Origin of the sequence: Shewanella sp. Actino-trap-3, assembly GCF_002836275.1 — a bacterium.
GTDB lineage: Bacteria > Pseudomonadota > Gammaproteobacteria > Enterobacterales > Shewanellaceae > Shewanella > Shewanella psychromarinicola.
This window is the reverse complement of the sequence record NZ_PJCE01000001.1, coordinates 2308824-2331173: the sequence shown is the minus strand read 5'-3', so window position 1 is coordinate 2331173 and position 22350 is coordinate 2308824. Positions and strand designations below refer to the sequence as shown.

The 22350-nt window shown below is 44.5% G+C and carries 16 protein-coding genes and 2 pseudogenes; 9 read left to right on the top strand and 9 right to left on the bottom strand.

The window, feature by feature from the left end:
• Window positions 1–573: 573 nt before the first annotated feature.
• The gene (locus tag CXF80_RS09905; protein ID WP_101034737.1) at window positions 574–2052 is read left to right on the top strand and encodes a carbon starvation CstA family protein; all 1479 of its coding nucleotides are present in this window, start codon (window positions 574–576) and stop codon (window positions 2050–2052) included.
• 438 nt (window positions 2053–2490) lie between these two features.
• On the opposite strand, the gene CXF80_RS09900 is transcribed toward CXF80_RS09905, so the two are convergent.
• Complete coding sequence (locus CXF80_RS09900; RefSeq protein WP_101032717.1) at window positions 2491–3705, bottom strand: 4Fe-4S binding protein; 1215 nt, start codon at window positions 3703–3705, stop codon at window positions 2491–2493.
• A gap of 245 nt (window positions 3706–3950) precedes the next feature.
• Here CXF80_RS09900 and CXF80_RS09895 point away from each other — a divergent pair, with 245 nt between their 5' ends.
• Window positions 3951–4970, top strand: coding sequence for a DUF2817 domain-containing protein (locus CXF80_RS09895; RefSeq protein WP_101032716.1), 1020 nt, complete (start codon window positions 3951–3953; stop codon window positions 4968–4970).
• Window positions 4971–4989: 19 nt separating this feature from the next.
• Entirely contained in the window at window positions 4990–5790 is an 801-nt protein-coding gene (locus CXF80_RS09890; protein WP_101032715.1) for an alpha/beta fold hydrolase, read from the top strand.
• A 92-nt stretch (window positions 5791–5882) separates the two neighbouring features.
• Here the strand turns inward: CXF80_RS09890 and CXF80_RS09885 are convergent.
• The 4 genes and pseudogenes from CXF80_RS09885 to CXF80_RS09870 form a co-directional block, all read right to left on the bottom strand.
• Window positions 5883–6005 (bottom strand): annotated as a pseudogene (locus CXF80_RS09885) (LysR family transcriptional regulator); the annotation flags it as partial.
• A gap of 25 nt (window positions 6006–6030) precedes the next feature.
• The gene (locus CXF80_RS09880) at window positions 6031–7617 is read right to left on the bottom strand and encodes a cryptochrome/photolyase family protein (RefSeq protein ID WP_101032714.1); all 1587 of its coding nucleotides are present in this window, start codon (window positions 7615–7617) and stop codon (window positions 6031–6033) included.
• A 10-nt stretch (window positions 7618–7627) separates the two neighbouring features.
• Window positions 7628–7780: a DUF2256 domain-containing protein gene (locus tag CXF80_RS09875; protein ID WP_101032713.1), complete on the bottom strand. Its 153-nt coding sequence runs from the start codon at window positions 7778–7780 to the stop codon at window positions 7628–7630.
• The gene (locus tag CXF80_RS09870; RefSeq protein ID WP_101032712.1) at window positions 7777–9345 is read right to left on the bottom strand and encodes a cryptochrome/deoxyribodipyrimidine photo-lyase family protein; all 1569 of its coding nucleotides are present in this window, start codon (window positions 9343–9345) and stop codon (window positions 7777–7779) included. Before CXF80_RS09870 ends, CXF80_RS09875 begins: the two co-directional genes overlap by 4 nt.
• A gap of 190 nt (window positions 9346–9535) precedes the next feature.
• On the opposite strand from CXF80_RS09870, the pseudogene CXF80_RS09865 reads away from it, so the two are divergent.
• A pseudogene (locus tag CXF80_RS09865) lies at window positions 9536–10182 on the top strand (NAD(P)-dependent oxidoreductase).
• A gap of 166 nt (window positions 10183–10348) precedes the next feature.
• Here CXF80_RS09865 and CXF80_RS09860 read toward each other — a convergent pair.
• On the bottom strand, window positions 10349–11269 hold the full coding sequence (locus tag CXF80_RS09860) for a permease (RefSeq protein ID WP_101032711.1): 921 nt from the start codon (window positions 11267–11269) through the stop codon (window positions 10349–10351).
• A 102-nt stretch (window positions 11270–11371) separates the two neighbouring features.
• On the opposite strand from CXF80_RS09860, the gene CXF80_RS09855 reads away from it, so the two are divergent.
• The 3 genes from CXF80_RS09855 to CXF80_RS09845 all read left to right on the top strand — a co-directional run bounded on the left by CXF80_RS09855 (window position 11372) and on the right by CXF80_RS09845 (window position 15423).
• Window positions 11372–11665, top strand: a complete 294-nt coding sequence (locus tag CXF80_RS09855; RefSeq protein ID WP_101032710.1) for an ArsR/SmtB family transcription factor — start codon at window positions 11372–11374, stop codon at window positions 11663–11665.
• Between the two features lie 279 nt (window positions 11666–11944).
• On the top strand, window positions 11945–13693 hold the full coding sequence (locus CXF80_RS09850) for a protein adenylyltransferase SelO (protein WP_101032709.1): 1749 nt from the start codon (window positions 11945–11947) through the stop codon (window positions 13691–13693).
• 23 nt (window positions 13694–13716) lie between these two features.
• A complete protein-coding gene (locus CXF80_RS09845; RefSeq protein ID WP_101032708.1) occupies window positions 13717–15423 on the top strand; it encodes a SagB/ThcOx family dehydrogenase in 1707 nt (568 codons plus the stop codon).
• A gap of 860 nt (window positions 15424–16283) precedes the next feature.
• On the opposite strand, the gene CXF80_RS09835 is transcribed toward CXF80_RS09845, so the two are convergent.
• Window positions 16284–17186 carry a LysR substrate-binding domain-containing protein gene (locus CXF80_RS09835; protein ID WP_101032706.1) on the bottom strand — a complete coding sequence of 301 codons (903 nt, stop codon included), beginning with the start codon at window positions 17184–17186 and terminating at the stop codon, window positions 16284–16286.
• Window positions 17187–17323: 137 nt separating this feature from the next.
• Between CXF80_RS09835 and CXF80_RS09830 the strand changes: the two genes are divergently transcribed.
• Complete coding sequence (locus tag CXF80_RS09830) at window positions 17324–18289, top strand: TDT family transporter (protein WP_101032705.1); 966 nt, start codon at window positions 17324–17326, stop codon at window positions 18287–18289.
• A gap of 77 nt (window positions 18290–18366) precedes the next feature.
• Entirely contained in the window at window positions 18367–18840 is a 474-nt protein-coding gene (ybaK, locus tag CXF80_RS09825) for a Cys-tRNA(Pro) deacylase (protein ID WP_101032704.1), read from the top strand.
• 830 nt (window positions 18841–19670) lie between these two features.
• Here ybaK and CXF80_RS09820 read toward each other — a convergent pair.
• The gene (locus CXF80_RS09820; RefSeq protein WP_101032703.1) at window positions 19671–20609 is read right to left on the bottom strand and encodes a universal stress protein; all 939 of its coding nucleotides are present in this window, start codon (window positions 20607–20609) and stop codon (window positions 19671–19673) included.
• Between the two features lie 779 nt (window positions 20610–21388).
• Window positions 21389–22324, bottom strand: a complete 936-nt coding sequence (locus CXF80_RS09815; RefSeq protein WP_101032702.1) for a universal stress protein — start codon at window positions 22322–22324, stop codon at window positions 21389–21391.
• Window positions 22325–22350: the final 26 nt, after the last annotated feature.

Sequence of the window (22350 nt, the reverse complement as noted above, 5' to 3'; positions counted from 1 at the left end):
TAATAAAACCTCACTGGCAATGCCGGTGGGGTTTTATCTATTTATAGGCTAAAAAGCTAACAAGCTAACAAACGAAAAAAATAACAAGCGAAAAAAGCGAGAAAGCGAGCAGATGAGGTGGATTTTGCTCTTTATTGCGAATGGTTAGCTCGAGTAGGCGGCTATTATAACATTGACATAATATTGACATGATATTTACATAATAATCTAAGACAGTTTATTTTACCCATAAATAGAATGCTTTTATTCGAGATTATTGTTTGTTTATGGCGTTAAACTAATCCTTATATACTACAAGGGTATTGTCTGCATTAACATGCATTAAGCGTGGCGGGTCGATTTTTTTGTGAAAGTATGAGAGTAAGTTGAGATAAGTAACAAAGTCACTATGGCTGGGGAGTAGAGGTAACCCATTAACAAAGTTATACTTTATCGCCAAGCTGGATATAAAGTCACGATGAGCGATTAATAGCAACCCCTACCTTGGTATAATACCTCATGACTTGACCTCTAAAGCTATCTGAAACAAACTCAACATTGAGTACATTCCTATAACTAATGGATGATAATGACATGTTGATTTTTTTCATTTGTATCGGGCTTCTCTTGCTCGCATACAAGTTTTACAGTCCGTTCGTTGAACGGCAAGCGGGTATCGACCCTAATGCAATAACCCCTCAAGCACGATTTAATGATGGCGTTGACTATGTCGAAGTTCATCCGGTTAAAGCGTTCTTAATTCAATTTCTCAACATCGCTGGTGTCGGACCTATCTTCGGACCTATCTTAGGTGCGCTTTATGGCCCTATAGCGCTGGTATGGATTGTCCTTGGTAATTTACTCGGTGGCGCGGTTCACGATTACTTCTCCGGTGTCATGAGCATCAAAGAGGACGGTAAAAGCTTACCTGAAATTGCGGGACATTATTTTAATATTTACTTTAAAGCAGCCATGCTGATATTTACTGCCATGCTGTTATTTTTCGTTGGTGTTGTATTCATCATGAGCCCAGCAGGATTGCTCAGTAACTTAGATTATTTTAAAGACACCATTTTTGGCGAAAATACCTTCTGGGTATTATTGATTTTGGGCTATTACTTTTTAGCAACCTTGTTACCAATAGATAAAATCATTACTAAACTGTATCCAGTATTTGGTTTATTAATGATTGTGATGACAACGTCAATTGCTGTTGCGTTATTAATCCACGCACCACAATTACCGACTGTTGATGGTATCTTTGCTTATTTTGATCACAGTCACTATAACAATGAATTATTAGAGCCTAATCCAGACGGTTTACCTGTATGGCCATTATTGTTTGTCACTATTACTTGTGGTGCGATTAGTGGTTTTCACTCAACACAAGCACCCATCATGGCGCGTTGTTTAACCAATGAAAAATACGTTCGTCCTGTTTACTACGGCGCAATGATGGCAGAAGGTGTGGTCGCATGTGTTTGGGCTACTGCGGGTATCGCGGCTTTCCCTGGAGGTTATGCTGAACTTAAAGGTATTCTTGACATAGGTGGTCCAGGAATGGTGGTTAACCAAGTGGCTTCCACTTACTTAGGTGCCGCGGGTGGTATTATGGCGATTATCGCGGTGGCGATTTTCCCAATTACCTCTGGTGATACTGCATTTAGAGCATTACGTTTAACCATTATTGATGCTTTTAAGATCCCTCAAAGTATCAGAAACCGTTTATTTGTTGCGGTGCCTATTTTGATTATTGCCTATTTTATGACCAAGATTGACTTTACACTGATCTGGCGTTATTTCGCATTCTCAAATATGTTGTTATCTACCAGCGTATTATGGCTAGCGACCAAGTATTTATTTAACCGTGGTACCTTCCATTGGATCGTGAGTTTGCCTGCTATTGTGGGGACGAGTGTGACAGTGTCGTACATTTTAACGGCGGGTATTGGTTTTGGCTTCCCTCAACCATTAAGTCAGCCTATCGGTATTGCAGTCGGTGTGGTGTCGTTAATCGCACTGATTATTGCGCATAATAAGCGTAGTAAGCGTTTAACGCTTGAAGGCTTGTAAGTTAACCATTGTGGTAAGTGATATTTAATTGAAGGGCTGCATTGCGCAGCCCTTTTTGTTTGCTATACCCAAACGACCTCGGCATGCAGGATTGTGCATGACGAGACATGACAGCGTTCAAGGTGCTAGGTATTAGGCGCCTACGGGGGCTAGAGCGACCTTCGGTCTTCGAGGTTCTAGGGCGGACGTTGTCCTGCTAGGCTGTTGATTTTATAGCCTCTAGCCGCGAAGCGTACTAGCAGCGCAGCGTTCTAGGCTCTTGCTATAGGATTTTATTGTGCAGCGAAAACCAAGCAACGTGCTTTAAAGGAGGAAACGAATAGTGTTTGGTCATTGGTTACAACCATTGATGCTTGAGTCAGTGAGGAATAACACGAGTGTCTAAATAAAATAGACACTCGTGTTATTGATTTTTAATTGTTCATTATAAACTCTGAATTAATGACCTATACGATCAAGCTTTTGTATCAGTTCCATTTTTATGTCGTCAGGCGTTTGGCTGTGCCAATAGCCTCCGACGTAAGCAAACAGCGGTAACATAAACATTACCGTCAGTAACATAATCAGCAATCCTCTGGCAGACAGTTTAATACCATTGCGAGTGCTTAATTGCAGCGCCTCTTTTTTAGGACATGCTGACACACAACGCATGCAGGCTTGGCACTCATCGGAACGAATATCTTTCTGAGTATGTACTGATATATTGGCAGGGCATGCGCGGGTGCATTTATCGCAACTCATGCCTTTGGTTTCAATTAAACAATGCTGAGTATTACGACGAATTTTAAATGGACTGAAAAAGCTCACTATGCCTAACAGCGCGCCATAAGGGCAAATATAACGGCAAAAACCTTGGCGACGCCATGCGGCTAACGCAAACAGAATACCGAAGCCGATTAAGGCAACCATTGATGGCATCATGAAAAATACTGCCATTTTTAAGTCGGCTACTTTGTGGTAATTCCCTGACATGTAATGTGGGATAGATGCCGCTGGCATAGAAATAACCAAATAAAGCAGTGCTGCTAATAGCAAATATTTAAGCATTCTGAGTGGCCAATCCAACCATGCTGGTGGCAGAAGTTCGGCGTGAATAAAATGTTTTCTCAGTTTATAGAGGTATTCGCCAGCTAACCCTAACGGGCAAGCCCAGCCACAAAATGCGCGCTTACATATTAAACCTGTGAGTAATACGACACACAGCATAACCACTGCCGCAGGATGATTTTGATCCCAGAGCCCTAAGGTTAAAATAGCTTTAAGTTCAATGCCTCCAGCAATAGGTAAAAACGCATCACCGACATCGGGTCGCATTAACCAAGGCGTTTCCCCTGCATATAATAATCCTGCGTTGATAGCATATTGCACTCCGACCAATAACATGGAAAGGGCAAAGAAGTGTTGGCAAATCTCACGTACTTGGTTGGGTCTACCTTCTGCATTGGCAAACGCAGGTTGATATTGTCCTAGTGCCGTGACAATGATCACCGCGACCAATAATATGAGTAGTAATGGCCAGAAAAAACTGGCTAGGGTTGCACCGAGCAATAATGCAGCGCTGACAAGTGCGCCCCATTTTTTGCCACTCCAGTACAGCAAGCTGGTGCTATACACTAAGGCTAGCATTAAGGTGATTGATTCAATTGTACTCATTATCGAATGCCTATTTAGTTTTACTATCTTGAAATAATGATAAAACCTCTGCCTTAAATCGAATGTGATTTGGGTCTCCAAACCCGATAATAGTTTTCTAATTATATGATCTATATTGATTTGTTTACTTTATGTAAACATTGTTAAGCAATGTGTTATTTAGGTTGTTTCAATTTATTGTCACTAACTTGTCTTATTTTTTGGTTAGTTTATTAAGATCATTTTGTGATAGTAAATAGTGGCTAATGGGTACGTTTTCATTTGAGCATTCGTTCGAGATCGACACATTAAAACGCCTAATTGCACAGCATCAACAGCAATTTCGGCACCAGTCTTTAGCGGATTTATATTACCGTGGTGAAAAACTGTCGGTAACGGCCATTGAGTTAGGCCAACAACAACCTTGTCCTACCGTATTGTTTGTCGGTGGGGTGCACGGTGTTGAACGGATTGGTGCGCAAGTGGTGCTGGCTTTTTTAGGCAGCTTACTTAATCGTCTGCCTTGGGATACTCATTTACAGCAATTACTCAAGCATGTACGTTTAGCGTTTGTGCCAGTGGTGAATCCGGTGGGCTTTTTACGAGGCAGCCGTGGTAATGGTAATAACGTCGATTTAATGCGTAATGCATCGATTGATTCAGATGAAGAGGTGACCTTTCTTGTTGGCGGTCAGCGATTATCACCACGCTTGCCTTGGTATCGCGGCCAACATGGTATGGAACTCGAAACCCAAGCGTTAGTAAGGTATGTTCAACAACTACAACAACAGAGCAGCAGTGTTATTGCCTTAGACGCTCATTCTGGTTTTGGCTTACGCGATCATGTGTGGTTTCCTCATGCCCATACTCGGCAGCCGTTTGCTGGGATAGGTTATATTTATCAGCTAATGCAATTGTTCGAGAAAGGTTATCCTCACCACAGTCATTATCGGTTAGCGCCGCAAAGTCATTTTTATCGTACCCATGGCGATATTTGGGATTACTTGGTGGCGAGTAATGTTAGCGATAAACCGTTTATTCCGTTAACGTTAGAAATGGGGTCATGGGCTTGGTTGCGTAAAAATCCGCGTCAGTTATTTAATTTCCCCGGCTATTTTAATCCGCAAAAAACACATCGACATCAACGCGTTTTACGGCGACACGTGGTATTAATGCAGTTTTTGATCGATGCTGCTTATGCGCAAGTTATTGAACAAATAAACCCTAAACAACTGACCCTATTGACTCAACAAGCTAATCGCTTCTGGTCTAAAAAAGCTAAATGAGGCTAAGTGAGGATAACCTATGACCACCTTGGTATTGCTAAGAGGATTAATGCGTGACAGTCGTCATTGGAATGGATTTGATCAGCGTTTAAGCCAACAAGCTGTGAATGTCATTAGCGTGGATTTACCCGGTAATGGTGTGTTAGTTAATCAGGTTAGTCCAGGTAAAATGCAAGACTATTGTGATGCGGTGTGGCAGCAAATTGATGCCGCGTTGCTTAAACAGGGTACGCCGCCAAGCCAAGTTAACTTGGTATTAGTGGGCTTGTCTATGGGAGGCATGTTGGCGTTAACTATGGCGGCGCAGTGTCGATCACGAGTGCAGCATGTGGTGTTAATTAACAGCAGCGCGGCCAACTTGTCACCTTGGTATTATCGGTTTCAATGTTGGGGGTTAATGATGTCTTTAGCGCATGCTTTGCTAAGCGTTGTTCGCCCTTATTTGCCTGGTCAAAATCAAGGGGGAACTGACAGAGGACATTGGCTAGAGGCAACAGTATTGGATTTTACCAGCAGGCATTTTGGTCAAAGTATTGAAGTGATTAATGCTTGGAGCTTACTAAGGTTGCAATCTCATACATCATTTATCAATGGGCTACGCCAATTGTACGCCTCAGCCCGTTTTCATAGCCCTGTATTACAAGGCACCTGTGTTAGTGTGATCGTTGCCAATCAAGACAAGTTAGCTAATCCCAAATGTAGCGAGCAATTAGCTCTTTTTTACCAAACTCAGTTACTTAAAATTGATGACTGCGGCCATGATGCTAGCCTTGATCAACCGCAGCAATTACAGCAACTATTACTCAAGATTATTAGCTGAAGATTCTTAATTAGCGATTATTAACCAGAGATCTGTAATTCGCTAATCCGCATTAGCTTGTTTGCTATGGTCTGGTGTTGTGCTAGTCATGACTCGACTGCTTCAATTTGCCAAGATACCTGCAAACGGCTTAAGCCTAGTTGCTCGGCAGCTTTGGTTAAACGGTCACAACAGGTGACTTCGACAAAACTGCGTATGGCTGAGATTTTGTCCATGTCATTTCTCCGCGATAAGTAATGGCTATAAGCTTTCTATATTTTCTAATAGCGTATCGGCTTTGTTAATAATGGCCTGCTGAGTGTTAGCATCCATCTTTTGCCAGTTTCTATACACCATCGCCATGCGTGGATTGCGTTTAAATCGCTCTTGATGACGTTGAATAAAATGCCAATATAAACTGTTAAACGGGCAGGCGTTGGCTTCGGTTTTGAGTTTGACATTGTAATGACAGCTTTTGCAATGATCGCCCATTTTATTCAAATAATTACCGCTGGCGGCATAGGGCTTTGTGGCGACAATGCCGCCGTCGGCAAATTGAGTCATCCCGCGAGTATTGGGCATTTCGACCCATTCGATGGCATCAATGTAAATGCCTAAATACCATTGGTCGACTTCATCGGGATCAATGCCCGCGAGTAAACTAAAACAGCCAGTCACCATCAACCTTTGAATATGGTGGGCATAGGCATAATCGAGCGACTGTTTTATGGCGTGGTGCATGCAATTCATCTTAGTGTTTGCGGTCCAAAAATACTCCGGCAGCGGCCGTTGTGCTTGCAAGGCATTATCAGTAGCGTAGTCGGGCATATTGATCCAATAAATACCGCGGACATATTCGCGCCAACCTAATATCTGCCGCACAAAACCTTCCACTTGAGCCAGTGAAATATCATTTTGATGTGCTTGCCAATGAGCGATGACTTTATTGATCACTTCGCTAGGCGAAATCATTTTGGCGTTGAGCGCAAACGATAACCTTGAATGATATAGGCTCCAATCCGACGGGCTATTTTCGGTCATCGCATCTTGGAAATGACCAAAGCGGATCAATAAGTGCTGGCAAAAATAGTCAAGTAACTCACGTGATTGACGCCGATTAACTGGCCATAACAATTGGTTTTCCGCTTTGCCTATGGTGTTGATATTGTGGCGCTTAAGTCGGGCTAAAATATCACTGACGTCGTTGGCAAACATTAACGGCGCAGGAACATCAGCAAGGTCATTCTTTTTAAAGCTCGCCCGGTTTTGCTGATCAAAATTCCACTGGCCTCCCAAAGGTTCCCCATCTTGCATCAGCACATTAAAGCGTTTGCGCATCCGTCGATAAAAAAATTCCATTTTGAGGTGTTTTTTCGGGGTAAATTGACCTTGTATGTCGCTAAACGGCAATAAAAAATGTTCGCTGTCAGTGCTATTTATAGTGATGCCCGCTAGCGCGAGTGAGCCTAACTGCTGCGATAATCGGTATTCGTCAGGCTGTTGGTATTCAAAATGAGTTAATTTATGCGCAGCAGTAATGTGTTCAAGCAACGCTGGTAGGTCGGCATAGTGCTGGGTTTCATCTAAGGTCAGGTACAACACTTGATGACCACATTGTGCTAAAGCTTGGGCAAATTGCGCCATAGCCGCAAAAAAGGCACACACTTTTTGCACATGATGACTGACGTAGTTAGTCTCTTGTGGCAGCTCGGCAATTAAATACACTCGGTTGGGATTAACCTGTGTAAACCAGCTGTGACTGACGTTGAGTTGATCGCCCAGGATCAGCCTTAATGTGTCGGTCTCGCCCAATAATGGCGCAGATATATCAGTATGCAGTGTCGTCATATTCGTTACCTTAATCTGTTTGGCTAGAGGCTTTATGGCGACGGCAGCGCTCAGAGCAGTATTTTACGCTTGGCCAGTCTTTCGCCCATTTTTTACGCCATGTAAAAGGGCGCTGACAAACCAAACAGGTTTTCTGTTCAAGCTGTTGTTTGTTATGTGTCATGACGGTCTTTTTGCCTGTACCTTTAGTTCTGTGGCCTTGTTCTTGGTACGTTTGCGCTTAGGGCTAACGTGACGGCTTAATACTGCGCCGATATGCCGTTGAACTTGAGGTTGTTCACGGTATGACCATAAGCGATCGCGCGCAGCTTGAGCGGCTAGGGTTAAATCTATCATAGGCTCTGGGTAATCACGGCCTAAAATTACATCATTAAAAATAGCTTCCATCGGCGGCTGTAGCCAAGGTTGATGAATATACTCATTGGGTAAGTTGGTGAGCTCTGGACACCACTGGCGAATAAAATCCCCACGGGGATCTTGGTCTTGTGACTGCTTGATTGGATTGTATAAGCGTATGGTATTAATGCCTGTGACCGAGGCTTGCATTTGCAGTTGCGGGTAATGGATCCCAGGTTCGAAATCGAGAAAATAATTGGCTAACGGTAAGCTGGCATGTTGCCACGTAATGTTTAAATGATGAGTCACAAAGCTGACTAACATGGCGCGCATTCTAAAATTAATGTAACCGGTGTGCTGTAAAGCGCGCATGCAGGCATCGATAATTGGGATCCCCGTTTGACCTTCGGCCCAGCGCTGAATATCTTGCTGTACTTTGTCGTCTGTACGGTAGGGATACTCTAGATACCCAGGGTTTACAGGGGTAAATTCCATGCTGCATTGGCTTTCAAATTTCTGCATAAAATGGCAATGCCAATGTAGTCGCGACATCATCGCCAGCAACGACTTTCGCCAACCTCGGTTATTACTATTTATTGGGTTATCACCGTTTTGGCTCTGCACTTGGTTATAACGAGTTAATGTGGCTTGGTAAACTTGCCGAAGACTGATGTTGCCCCAAGCCAAATAAGGCGATAAACGTGAGCAATGGATGCGGCTCAAACTGGGGCTAGAAATACTGCGTTGATAGTCTTTACCGCGATGGCCTAAAAAGCTGTTCAAGACAGCTCTGGCCGCTTTAGGACCACCCGTTTGAAACTGATCACTGTGTATCATGATGGCTTGGTCGATAAGCGGATTTTGATAGTTATCGAGCTTTTGTAGCAGACATAATTGCCAATTGGGGATAGCAATAGGACTGTTCATAACTTGTTGCCAGTGTTGGTCCCACTGTTTGCGGTGTTTTCGGCCACGCACTACCGCGCCAGTAGCTGACTGCTGCCAATTAACTTGCTGCTGATGACACCAGCGGGCAACCGCTTTATCGCGCTCAAAGCTGTTGTGTAGACCAATCTCTTGATGACTAAAAATATCTTTAATTTCAAACTGTTGAGATAATTCATCCAACAAATCAATTATTGGCACATTGAAGGTATATACCTGACCATTAAACCGCGCCAGTTGTTGATTTATGTCTTGTAGCGACTGCCACACAAAGCGCCAATGACGGTCATTATAATGCGAGTCAGCCAGCATAAATGGCTCAAAGTTATAAATCAGCAAGCAGGGTAGATGATGGTTAAACGCATCGACGAGCGGCTGATGATCAGACAAGCGCAAATCGCGTTTAAACCAAACGATATTAATATCTTGTTTGTTCGTGTCGGGCATGGAGCCAAAAATCTCATGGTGAATGAGTGATTAGATACGCATTAGCCCGCCGTTTAGATTGCTTTAAAGTACAAAATATTGTTTCATTTGTATCTTTAAATGAGACAATTAAATGCAATAATCAATATTTATCTCTAAAAGATTACCCACTAAACTAGCTCCATTGATAATTAATAGAGCGAGACACAAAATGACACTAGCAGTATTAGGCGCAGCAGGTTGGATTGTTGGCATATCATGCAACAAGCCATTAGCCGAGGCCATGATGTGGTTGCCGTAGTGCGTGACGCCAGCAAGGTAAGCCAAGATGTGGCCATTCGTACGCTGGATGTAACCACCATGACAAGTGTTGCAGTAGCAGGCGCCGATGCCGATGTGGTGATAGCGTCAATCGGTGGCCGCGCCGCACAAAATCATCAAGTGGTAGCACAAACCGCAAAACAATTATTACAGCACTTACCTCAAGTGGGCACACCGCGTTTGTTATGGGTTGGCGGTGCCGGTAGCTTAGAAGTCGCGTCGGGCATGACGTTAGTTTCTACGCCAGAGTTTCCTGAAGAATTCAAAGCCGAAGCCATCGCCCAAGGCGAAGCTCTGGATGTGTTTCGTGCTACAGATTCTGCTATCGAGTGGACTTATGTTAGCCCAGCCGCCATTATCTTCACCGGTGAATTTGAAGGTCAATACCGTTTAGGCGGCGATGAATTCTTTACTGATGCATAAGGCCAAAGCCGAGTATCGGTAGTCGATCACGCCAAAGCTATGCTCGATGAAGCCATGCTCGATGAAACCAAAAATGCCAAGCATCTAAACCAGCGTATTAGCCTTGCTTACTAAATTGTAATAAGCGTACTGATCAATAGAAACAGGCCTAAATGGCCTGTTTTTTTATGCTTGTTGATGTAAAAATTCGAGATTAGCATTTAGTTGTAAAAGTAAGGCGATAGGTAAACTTTATTCAGTTTTCACTTATTCCTTATTTGTTAGGCGCAACACCATACTCTTAAAATATTACTGAATACAGGTAGCCTGCACTAACTGCCATTGAAAGGATCACCGCTAAAAACGCCACAATCATAGTGTTTTTAAAAATTGACTTCAGCAAAATAACTTCCGTTAAACTCGCACCAGCACTGCCAATAATTAAAGCCATCACAGCTCCAAGACCCATGCCTTTAGCAGCTAACGCTGCGCTAAGCGGTATTACCGCTTCCGCACGGATGTACAATGGAATGCCAATAACCGCTGCCACTGGAATTGCAAAAGGGTTATCTTCATTTGCAATCTTTGCCACAAATTCAGTTGGCATAAAACCGTAAATTAATGACCCGAGAGCAATACCACCAATCAAGTAAGGTAGGACTTTTTTAAAGTCGATCCAAGTTGTATCCCAAATTTTCTTCCATTTATTTACAGGGGGATTATTTGCATCGCATGTTGAGCCGCAGCCTTTTGATTCAGGGGCTAAATAGGCTTCTGGTTTAACGTATTTCTCAAACCCACATTTTTCTAAGGTATAGCCAGCAGCAACAGATACCCCCATAGCCATAGTAAAGTAGAACGCTGTCACCTGTAATCCAAAAGTGACAACAAACAGGCCAATAATGATTGGATTTAAAAGCGGACTTGCAAATAGAAAGACCATCATGGTGCCAAAACCGGCCCTCGCTCTTAATAAGCCTTTTAAGAAAGGAATTGTTGAGCAAGAGCAAAAGGGGGTAATTGCACCTAAGAAGCCTGCGACAATGTAACCCTTACCTTTTTTACCACTTAAAATACTTTGTATTTTAGTGGGGGGAATATACTCCTGCAGTATACCCACTAAGTAGCTAATCAAAAGGAATAGGGTAGTCAGTTCCACAGCCAAAAAGGCGAACATGTTTAAGGTGTCTTGCACCATCTTGATATCAATATTTAGTAGCATTACTTTCTCTGTATTTCTAGATATATCGAAATATAAAGTCAACAGCTGGTCGGGTCAAGTTATTTCTGGTAATATCGAAATATAGTTTAAGGAAGTGATCAAATGAACATAGAAATTATCGCTAAGGCATTGAAAGAACTGGGGCACCCAACTCGATTAAAGATATATAAGCGTGTTGTTAGAGCAGGGCATCAAGGTATTGCCGTGGGTGGCTTACAGGAAACGCTTAACATTCCAAACTCAACACTGTCTCATCATATCGCAAGTTTAGTATCGGCAGGTTTGATTTCTCAACGCCGTGAAAGTAGAACCCTATACTGCATTGCAGAATACGAAAAACTGCAATCAGTGATTAGTTTTCTTCAAGATGAGTGCTGTGCCGATGAAAAGACCTAACTCCCTTGTTAACAGCCAACAGTATTGTATTTTGTCCTTGTTGATTAACTTGTGTACGCCCAGTATGGGTATGTTATCAAGGTAAGCTTTCTATTAGTACAAGCTGAAGTTACCATAGGTGCAGTTTCAGTCAGTTTCTCTCAGGCTCTTTCAAATGACACAGCACAGGCCTTCGACATCATATGCTGAAAAGGTTCGCCCCAGAAATCGAACAATCGTCGATGCGATGGACCTCGCAGCGGGGAAACTGCCCTTCTACCCAATCCATGAGGTACCCCTATGATAAATCAACTGTCCCAGGAAACTTCCCCAACCGTCGCGACACTCGACGATCTCGCGAAGTTAGCCAACTACTCACTCATGGACACGCTCAACGGCGATCCTGACGCGAAACAAAATGGCATCGACTATGCGCCGCGACAAGTATTCACGGGGCACTACGTCCCCGTTAAGCCGACACCCATTGAAGACCCAGAGTACGTTGCGCACAGCAAAACCTTTTTTAGCGAATTGGGTTTTGCAGACAGCATGGCGCAGTCGGCTGACTTCGTTCGCATGTTCTCCGGCGACATCTCGCAGGTGCCGGAGCCGATGCGCAAGGTCGGTTGGGCGTGTGGGTATGCACTGTCCATCTTCGGCACCGAATACACCCAGCAATGTCCGTTTGGAACCGGCAATGGCTACGGCGATGGCCGCGCCGTTTCCGTGCTTGAAGCTGTCATCAAGGGTCAACGCTGGGAAATGCAGCTCAAAGGGGGTGGCCGCACGCCATATTGCCGCGGCGCGGACGGTCGCGCCGTGCTGCGCTCGAGTGTGCGGGAGTTCCTAGCACAGGAGCATATGCATGCGCTCGGCGTGCCAACGTCTCGTTCGCTGAGTTTGTATGTGTCTAAAACAGAGACGGTCAAGCGGCCGTGGTACTCTCAGGGCTCGCACTCGCCCGATCCCGATAGACTTATAACGGAGGCTGTTGCTATTTCGACGCGTGTTGCACCCTCGTTTATTAGGGTCGGTCAGCTCGAGCTCTTCGGCCGCCGCGCCCGCAAGCAGGAACACCCCAAAGCGCTGGAGGAGCTTGAACAGTTGATGTTGCATTTAGTTGAACGAGAATACGCCGATGTTATCGACCAGCAACTGACCAGCGCCGAAACAGTGCTGTTACTGGCGCGCGAGTTCCGTAGCCGCCTGACTTCATTGGTGGCAAACTGGATCCGCGTCGGTTATTGCCAAGGCAACTTCAACAGCGACAACTGCGCAGCTGGTGGCTTCACACTCGACTATGGTCCCTTCGGATTCTGCGATGTGTTCAACCCGCAATATCAGCCTTGGACGGGTGGCGGACAGCACTTCGCTTTTCTCAATCAACCCGTAGCCGCGGAACGCAATTTCCTGATGTTTTGCACTGCATTAAGCCCATTGCTGGCGTCTAAGCCAGATGACTTGGAACAGCTCCAGCAGTTGGTAAATGGCTTTTCGACCGAGATGCAAGCACAAATGGAGCAGATGTGGGCTGCCAAGCTTGGACTTAGCACTTTTCATCCAGCGCTATTTAATGAGCTCGAAACGCTTATGGTGCAAACCCCTGTTGATTACACCATATTCTTCCGCGAGCTTTCGGCGCTGCCTAGCGATATTGAGCCACTGAAAAAAAGCTTCTACCAGGACTTGCAGCGAGCCCCCGAAGGACTGGACCTGCGCTGGTCAGCTTGGCTTACACAATGGCAATCACTGGTCGGCAGCAGCACCGAGGCGAAAACTGATGCAAAGACAGGGCAGCCCCACACCCGTGAGGAGATCGCTAGGCAAATGAAACTGGTCAACCCAAAATACAGCTTGCGCGAGTGGTTGCTTGTTCCTGCGTACATCCAAGCGAGCGAGGGTGATTACTCGCTCGTTCGAGAATTGCAGGCCGTCATGACGCAGCCTTACGCAGAGCAGTCCCAGGAAGTGGAAGACAAATACTATCGACTCAAGGCATCTGAATTTTTTGCCGTCGGTGGTTTGTCGTATTTGAGCTGTTCGTCGTGACTTCTCGAACATTAGTCGGTGAGATGGATACCTCTGCCGACGAGGCTGTTGTCGCCTACCACGAGCGGAGTAAACATCACTTTCACCGTTATGCCGCCGCACTGGGCTACATGGATTGGGCGACGCAGCCCGATCCGTTTAGGCGTTACGCGGGAGCGGATCTTGTTCGCCTCCCGCTGCCGAAGCTGGGCCGCCCGCTACCCTATTGGCAGCTCTATGTGAGCGCGAGCGTGCCGCCGATGCCATTGTCTTTAGCGTCGGTCTCGCTTTTTTTCCGCTATGCACTGTCGCTGACGGCATGGAAACAATCTGGTGATACCAAGTGGCCGTTGCGGGTCAATCCCTCGAGCGGAAATCTGCATCCAACCGAGGGCTATGCCCTATTGCCTGAGATTGAGCAGATCGGCGCTACGCCAGCCTTGTACCATTATGCGCCGAGGGAGCACGCGCTTGAACGGCGCGCGGTGCTCAATGCTGCGCGGTGGTCCGAACTGACTGAGTATTTTGGTGAGGGTTCTTTCCCTGAGGGCTCTTTTTTGGTTGGTCTGTCGTCGGTGCAATGGCGTGAAGCTTGGAAGTATGGTGAGCGCGCGTTCCGTTACTGCCAGCATGATGTTGGGCACGCGCTGGCCAGTCTGCGTATCGCGGCAGCGGCGCTTGGATGGACATTGGTGCTGCAAGGCAACGTCAGTGATGCCACCCTTGCCAACCAGCTTGGGCTAGACCGAGATGAGGATTTCGCGGCGGCGGAACGCGAGGAAGCGGACCTACTCGCAGTGATTTCACCGAATGTAGCCGTAGCGGATATAACCGCCGCTCCATTGATGAAATCTACGCCGTTGACAGCTCACGGTAGTGACGTACTTTGGCAGGGCAGGGCCAACACGCTGAGCCCCGCCAACAGTGTGGCGTGGCCCGCAATCGACACCGTTACACAGGCGATACGAAGCTGCGCCAGCACGCCGATTAAAGAAGATTTCGCAGGCTTTCCCTCGGCGGATGCGTTGCTCTTCACCCCTAATAGTGGCTACATCGGTGAGGCCGAGCGCACTGCGGAGCGGGCGATTATTGGCCGCCGCAGTGCGGTCGCAATGGATGGCGCGACGGCGATCTCGCGGGCAACATTCTTTCGTATGCTCGGCCGACTGATGCCAACTAAAGAGAATCAAGCAATGCCTTGGGATGCACTCTCCTGGCGCTCTCGCATCCATCTAGGACTGTTCGTGCACCGCGTCGACGGATTGGTGCCGGGCATCTACGCGCTGATCAGAGATCCGCTCAAGGTGGAGACCCTCAAGCGCGTGATGCATGCCGATTTTTCTTGGCAGCGCGTGCCGGACTGCCCGAGTGGACTGCCCTTATACCTACTGCGAAAAGGCGACTGTCGAACGCTGGCTAGCACCGTCTCCTGCGGCCAGAACATCGCCGCAGATGGCGCTTTTAGCCTGGCCATGTTCGCCGACTACATGGTTAGCCTGGCGACCTATGGCGCCAGCTTTTACCGGAACTTGTTCTGGGAGGCCGGAATGATCGGGCAAGTGCTCTACCTTGAGGCCGAGGCGGCGGGCATTGGCGCCACCGGGATCGGCTGCTACTTCGATGACCCAGTGCATACGGCCTTCGGCATCGAAACACGCGAGTGGCAAAGTTTCTACCACTTCACTGTGGGTAGCCCAGTCGATGATAATCGGCTTACGACCTTGCCTGCGTATGATTTAGAGGAAGAGTAATGAGCATACTCACCTTTATACTAATACTGGGTGCTATAGCGCTTTAGTGCTAACAAGCTTTGGGACACAAACGAGTCCGTCATATTCATTTACGAAGAGCCAAATTAATGGTTGATCTTGAGGCCGTTGAAGACTTTTTATAACAGCATGCGTGAGTTGGCCCATTGCTTCAGGCTCAATAAAAATTGAGTACGTTGAAGACTTTTTATAAAAGAATGCGTGATCTGACCCATAGCTGCAGGCTCAATAAAAATTGAGGCCGTTGAAGACTTTTTATAAAAGAATGCGTGAGCAGACTTGGTTTCAGGTTCAGTTAAATTGAGGCCGTTGAAGACTCTTAACAAAAGAATGTGTGAGCCTGACAGGCCTTTCTCGCACATCCATGTGCTACAAGGCATTCAGGCATCCTGCCTATCAGATCCCCATCGGAAGCGTTAGCATTTTCACTCTTTACTGCAAGATGGGCCGAAGCCGTCTGCAAATGAAGTTAAAAGCTGGATCAATCCCCATCACGACCTTTTCGCAGCTGTTGTTTAATCCATAGGGAAAATGTTGCGGGGCGGCTGGGCCAATTCTTTAACAAAGAACCAAGAGGGAACAGCCGTTGGTTTCCTCTTGGTCTGGTGTGGGCGAAGCGCCACGACGTTAGTGACCACAGGCCATAAAACTTAAATTATAAAAGAATGAGCCGGACTCCAGCTCAAAAGCCATGCCGGAATGACGGTCGAATGGGCCCGTGCAGGGTGGAACCTTGCGATCTTAAGCGTTAATGGCCGCAGGCCATATCCTAAACTCAAATGTAAATGGGCAGATTTTATAAAATAGATAAAACCTTATTATCTGCATAAGGTGTCGCTACTTTATGTATTGTCCCACTGATGGCAAAATTCAATAAAACTTTTCAGTAACGGACTATGGTATTTATCTTTATGTACCATCAACCAAAAGGGTCGTTGCATGTCAATGTTATCAGTAGCTTTAGGTAAACTAAGCTGAGTTACTCGGCCATCATTTATGGCATATTGGGCCGCTAAAGTCGATAAACAGCCTAAACCTAGCCCCGCAGCGACACTGTTAATTAAGGCCTCGGTAGTGTTAAGTTCGAACACTTCATGCCAAGATTCTATTTGCGGTGCGATGGTGCGCAAAAAAAACTCTCGCGAGCCTGAACCAGCCTCACGCAATACCCATTCACTTCGTTCTAAATCGTTAAACTTCCATTGCGTTTGCTGGCTTATCGGTAAATGAGACGCGGCGATAATACACATTTCATCATGGCTAAATTGGCTTGCTATAAGTTCTGGATAATGACTTTTACCCTCAATTAAGCCTATGTCTAGCTCGTAATCCAGCAGCTTTTGGCAAATTAGCCGTGAATTGGAAATTACTACGCTTTGAGAGAAATGCTGATGTTGGTGCCGAAATTGACTCAATAATGACGGAACCAGATGATTACCTAAGGTATCACTGGCACCTATTTTTAATTGACCCGAAAAAGCGTGGTCTGCATCAAACAATTGACTGATATTATTTGCTCTACTAAGCAGCTCGTCGGCAAGGGGTAATAGCTTGTGTCCTTCTTGATTAATAATCAAGCGGTTATTGACTCTGTCAAATAGCGGATGGCCGAGTTGTTTTTCTAGTTCAGCCAGTGCCATGCTTACCGCCGCTTTAGATAAATGCAACGCCTCGGCGGCAGCCGTTAAGGTTTTATGCTGGGTAATATTGGTAAATACATTGAGCTGTTTCAGCGAAATATTCATCGAATGTCATCAGGCTCTGTTGTTAAGTAAGAAGTCGTTTAGTTTTTCTGAACGAATGTTCCATATAATTGGATATATATAAACAAAGTGCAAGCGTAATATAAGCTTATTCTCTGATGATTAGTTTTGAGGTTGTAATGATTCGAGCGGTAAAAAATACCCTAATGGCAGCTCCAACACCGATGGCAGGACTGGCGCTGGGGATTGCAAGTTTAGGTTGGTGCTGGGAAACACTAGTTGATTTGCATCACTACAGTCAATGGACGGGTGCCGCTATTGCCAGTGTATTATTACTGATCCTCAGTGGTAAGTTTTTATTTCATTCAGACCTCTTACGCCAAGACCTCGCTCATCCAGTCGTGGGAAGTGTGGTACCGACTTTTGCGATGGCGCTAATGGTGGTGTCAAACTCGCTGGGTTACTTATCAGCGCTTGCAGGTGATTTGTTATGGTCTTTTGCGGTGTTACTTCACATTAGTTTTTTGGTAGGCTTTATCTATCACCGCAGTAAGCAGTTTTCACTGAGTCACATGGTGCCCAGTTGGTTTATTCCGCCTATTGGTATTGTGGTGGCCGATGTGTCTTTTTCAGGTAACGTTCATTTATTATGGGTTGCCCAAGTGGCGCTTGTTTTTGGCATGTTATGTTATGCAGTAATGTTACCAATGATGATTTATCGTCTTATTTTTAAGGAACAAATCCCCGATTCAGCTAAACCCACATTAGCTATTCTAGCCGCGCCAGCCAGTTTATCTTTGGCGGGTTATTTAACGATTACGCAACAACCTTCACCGGTAATAGTCGCACTATTATTTGGCATTGGGGTGCTGATGACCGCCGTTATTTATCTGTCGTTTTTTAAGTTATTACGCTTACCTTTTAGTCCTGGCTTTGCGGCATTTACGTTTCCGATGGTAATAGGGTCTACTGCGTTATTTAAAATGGCTGTTTGGATGGAGAGTATTGGAGTCGCAACCGAGTATGTACAACAAATTCATGGCCTAGCCGAATTTGAACTGCTTGTTGCCACCGTGGTTGTCAGTTATGTTTGTCTGCGGTACTTACATTTTTACCAACCGAGTAAAGTGTCGCTGTCCTCTTAATTTGCACTCAAGGTATTAATGTATAATCAGCGTATTCATTAACCACTAAATACGCCACTAAATATGAGCCAACAAACATGACCCCAGCAATTGAGATGGCGAAAAAGCACAAGATAGACTTTGAGGTGCATGAATATCATCATGATACCAACAGCGAGTCTTATGGATTAGAAGCGGCGCAAAAATTGGGTGTCCCAGCCAAGCTAGTGTTTAAAACCTTAGTGGTGAGCTTGGATAATCAATCGCTGGTGGTTGGCATCGTACCTGTGTCGTCGATGCTCAGCATGAAGTTAATCGCTAAAGCGACAGGCGCTAAAAAAGCCCACATGACAGAGGCGTTAGCAGTAGAACGATCAAGTGGTTATGTACTGGGTGGTGTCAGTCCATTAGGGCAGAAAAAACGCTTGGTGACTGTGATTGATGCTTCTGCTCAGCAGTATCAACGTATCTACGTTAGTGCCGGAAAAAGAGGTTTAGAAATCTCGCTAAGCCCCGCAGATTTACAACGATTATTGAACGCAAAGTTTGCTGACATCTGCGCCCAAGGTTAAGTTTTTATTGTGGTTACATAGCTGCAGATGGCGGTGTTAATTTAACGATCGAGGTTCTCACTATCCAGATTTAAATTTCCTAGGTTGACGTTATCTAAACCCAAACTATCTGCTTAAAACTATCTAAACCAAAGCTATCTGGTTCAAGCTATCTAGACTCAAACTATCTCGATGCTAGACTCAAATTATTCAGATTTAAGTTTCTACACTCAAACGTCCTAAAGTTAAACTATCTTGACCCCATTTTCTTTATCTGTTGCTGCATGAATTTGGCATTCTCTAGACGTTGTTTTAGTGCAAACCAGTCGCTCCATAATGCCTCTGAACTGCTTTGCTGTCGTGGCTATAGCCAAAATTTGCTAGTGCATAATATGCCAAGTACATTGAGGGGGGCTCTTTAAGGAAAGTCTATTTCGCTGTCTTTGACCCTATGGATTTCCGCTAAGAGGATTGAAATATGAGTCATCACTTACTGATTTCAATTTCTCAATCGCTATCCGCCCTTTCTTGGGTTTTGCAACGCAAAAATCAGCGGTAAAAGTCCGCTTATCATCTTGGTTATAACAGCATAATCTCTCGGCAAATAGTGTTGCAGAATGTGATGGTAGATCATTAATGAAGTCTTTTGGACAAGCAGGTCTCAGTGTTGTTAGTTTCCTAGACTGGTTGAAGAATAACTTGCTGATAAATATGCTGTTAACATTATTGGCCGTGTTGAAGAAATTAAGCCGCAATATTATATTCTCTCTTCTGAGCGGCGGTACAAGCATCCCATCATGGTTAAATTTGTAACCGTAACAAATAAACCGTTTTTACCATAAAAGGAAACATTACTTCACGGGTGTCATAAATCCCTGCGGTTTTAATGTTAATACTGAACATGAGACTTCACTTAGGATAGATTCAGCCGTATTGCCAATAAACAGCCCCGCAATACCCGTTCGACATACCGTGCCCATAATAACAAGATCAATATCGTGATCTTCTATGTATTTAGGTATCTCTTCTTGGGCAATACCTTCAATAAGTTTTGCAATGGGCAAATTGTTAGCAGCAAAGTTACTTTCAATAATGTTATCAAAACGTTTTTGTCTATCCTGCTGCTCCTTCATGACCATTTCGAGTCGATCAACTTTAGAGTTATGGCCCCAACCTTTTAAATAGTCTTTACTAGGTAATTGCCAAGCATGAATAACATGTAATTCTGCATTTTCTGACACAGCTAAGTCGGCGGCCCACGTTAAAATTTTATGGTTAAGCGCTAGGCCTTCTTCGCTTGGGGCATATACATCAATAGCCGCAACTATACGCTTAAAAGGTTTATCTTCTTTTGTACCAATCGTTAATACAGGACAAGGGCATTTTCTCATGAGGTGAATAGTGGTACTACCAAAAAATCTTTTACGGGGATGTTCACTGGTCTTTGCTGCTAAAATGACTAGATCATAGTTTTCTTGCTGTACTTTTTTAGTCACTTCAATAAAGGGTACACCGATTGCGTTTTGTGCATCAACAGTAAGATAGTTATGATGAAATTGTTCGACATTCTTTTTTAAAATGGCATGTTGCTCTTTGAGTAGATTGTCCATGATCTCCTGTGGTGGCAAGAGGGTTATTAGCGCAAGCTGATCTTTAGGGATTTCTTCCGCAACGCTAAAGAAAGTGACGTGTGATTGATGATTTTTTGCTACTTTAATTGATTGCGCAATAACAGAAGGTTGGATTGAGCTTGCAGGGGTAACGACCAATAACTTATGTAGAGTAACCATTGTTTTCTCCTATGATGATTAAATTCATACTTATATTATGCTTTGGTTGTAATCATCATCTCCTGTGCTGATGTAGTCACATTAGGCAGCACTGCCTTTTTGGCTTTGCTCACTTCGTGATGACATTTAGCAAATGCTGAAAAGATAATGACTAGCTGCTTTTACCCGAAAAGTAAGTTTAATTTAGCATGAGGTGCTTATCATTTATATTCGAATATTTGTTGTGCTTTGCTCGTATTTTTCGACTGATTAATTGTAAAATTTGTCAACGTTAGTTGATGCTTATGATCACGCTATGGTCTAAATAAATACCGTGTTCGGTATTAACGTACGCCACTAAAAGTTAATGTAATCATTCCGCTTATACCTCTGAAAATTATCGGTATTAGTGGATATAGCAATAGTGAGAAACTGGCGTGTAAGCGATTGTTGAGTCAGTCGAAACCGTCGCCGTTATTGAGGTTTAAATCGCGGAGCAGTAGGTTATTTTTTTCATCTAGATAGGCTTCAGCGTCGTCTGGATTTAATCAGTGGTCGAGCGACGTTAGTCGACCAGCCAAAATGTTATTAACCAATGTGGTGGTGATAATGGCGATCATTATTCGATAACGTAACAATGGCACTTGGCTTTTTTATCGTGTTACTCATGTGAGCCAAATTTACTTTTAAGAAAGAGATAGGTAAATCGAAGATAGGTCAAATATGAAAAGTATCAAGGTTACTATGTTCATAAGCGCTTTTATATCTTCGACTTTTCGCAATATAGTGATACGTCCTTGTTAATGAATCGGTGACACCCAATTTTCTGGCTTTAAGGTGATCACAGACGAATTAATTGCTTGAAGTACCGATTCAGATGTATTGCCGATTAAAAAGCCAGGAATGCCAGAGCGGCCAATAGTGCCCATTACGACAACATCGATTTCATGACTATTTACAAACTCTGGGATAATGGATTTTGGCTTACCTTTCATTAATTGTTGATCAAACTTGAACTCGGCATATTCGTTAACCAATATATTGAAGCTCTCTTGATATTCGCGCTCTTCATTCTTTAATAATGTTTCAATTTTTGCCAGTGGGACTCTTGTGAACGCGCCGTGTCTGAGAGCCTCTTCTCCATATAATGACCAGCACGATAAGATTGTTAGCTCGGCATTTTTATATCGACTCAACGAAGTGGCTATGTCGATTATCATTCGATTTTGCGCGCGGCCTTCTGCATGTTGCTCCATTGAAAGGTCCACTGCCGCTAATACTTTTTTAAGTTTATCGTTTTTTTCTTCCTTAATAAGCCAAACGGGTTTAGGGCATTTGCGCATGATATGAAAGTCATTGCTATCAAAGCTCTTCTCGCTTTTATTCGCCGCTTTGATCAGTAAATCACCCTTATTCAAAATGACGAATTTAACGATTTCGATAAAGTTTTTACCACTAGCAACCCGTGCTGAAATGTCTAAACCATTGCGGTGTAATTTTTCCGCTAGCTCATTAAGTTGGTCAAGCCGCTGCGCTACAATCAGTTCGGTAAGTTCCGATGGACTGACAATATCGGCATAACTACTGAGTATGGATTCATGCGGTTCGACTACGTCAAATAAGGTTATTCTTGCACCGATTTTTTTTGCCAATTCAACGCCTCGTAATACTGCGATATCCATTTCAAGGTTGGTTGGCGCATTGACTTTTACGATTATATGCTTAAAACGTTTCATAGGTTTATCTCCTGCTGTTGATTAGA

What these genes read in the sequence shown, in the direction of transcription:
- CXF80_RS09905 (WP_101034737.1), top strand. Translation starts at nt 574, where the DNA reads ATGTTGATTTTTTTCATTTGTATCGGGCTTCTCTTGCTCGCATACAAG.
- CXF80_RS09900 (WP_101032717.1), bottom strand. Translation starts at nt 3,705, where the DNA reads ATGAGTACAATTGAATCAATCACCTTAATGCTAGCCTTAGTGTATAGC.
- CXF80_RS09895 (WP_101032716.1), top strand. Translation starts at nt 3,951, where the DNA reads ATGGGTACGTTTTCATTTGAGCATTCGTTCGAGATCGACACATTAAAA.
- CXF80_RS09890 (WP_101032715.1), top strand. Translation starts at nt 4,990, where the DNA reads ATGACCACCTTGGTATTGCTAAGAGGATTAATGCGTGACAGTCGTCAT.
- CXF80_RS09880 (WP_101032714.1), bottom strand. Translation starts at nt 7,617, where the DNA reads ATGACGACACTGCATACTGATATATCTGCGCCATTATTGGGCGAGACC.
- CXF80_RS09875 (WP_101032713.1), bottom strand. Translation starts at nt 7,780, where the DNA reads ATGACACATAACAAACAACAGCTTGAACAGAAAACCTGTTTGGTTTGT.
- CXF80_RS09870 (WP_101032712.1), bottom strand. Translation starts at nt 9,345, where the DNA reads ATGCCCGACACGAACAAACAAGATATTAATATCGTTTGGTTTAAACGC.
- CXF80_RS09860 (WP_101032711.1), bottom strand. Translation starts at nt 11,269, where the DNA reads ATGCTACTAAATATTGATATCAAGATGGTGCAAGACACCTTAAACATG.
- CXF80_RS09855 (WP_101032710.1), top strand. Translation starts at nt 11,372, where the DNA reads ATGAACATAGAAATTATCGCTAAGGCATTGAAAGAACTGGGGCACCCA.
- CXF80_RS09850 (WP_101032709.1), top strand. Translation starts at nt 11,945, where the DNA reads ATGATAAATCAACTGTCCCAGGAAACTTCCCCAACCGTCGCGACACTC.
- CXF80_RS09845 (WP_101032708.1), top strand. Translation starts at nt 13,717, where the DNA reads ATGGATACCTCTGCCGACGAGGCTGTTGTCGCCTACCACGAGCGGAGT.
- CXF80_RS09835 (WP_101032706.1), bottom strand. Translation starts at nt 17,186, where the DNA reads ATGAATATTTCGCTGAAACAGCTCAATGTATTTACCAATATTACCCAG.
- CXF80_RS09830 (WP_101032705.1), top strand. Translation starts at nt 17,324, where the DNA reads ATGATTCGAGCGGTAAAAAATACCCTAATGGCAGCTCCAACACCGATG.
- ybaK (WP_101032704.1), top strand. Translation starts at nt 18,367, where the DNA reads ATGACCCCAGCAATTGAGATGGCGAAAAAGCACAAGATAGACTTTGAG.
- CXF80_RS09820 (WP_101032703.1), bottom strand. Translation starts at nt 20,609, where the DNA reads ATGGTTACTCTACATAAGTTATTGGTCGTTACCCCTGCAAGCTCAATC.
- CXF80_RS09815 (WP_101032702.1), bottom strand. Translation starts at nt 22,324, where the DNA reads ATGAAACGTTTTAAGCATATAATCGTAAAAGTCAATGCGCCAACCAAC.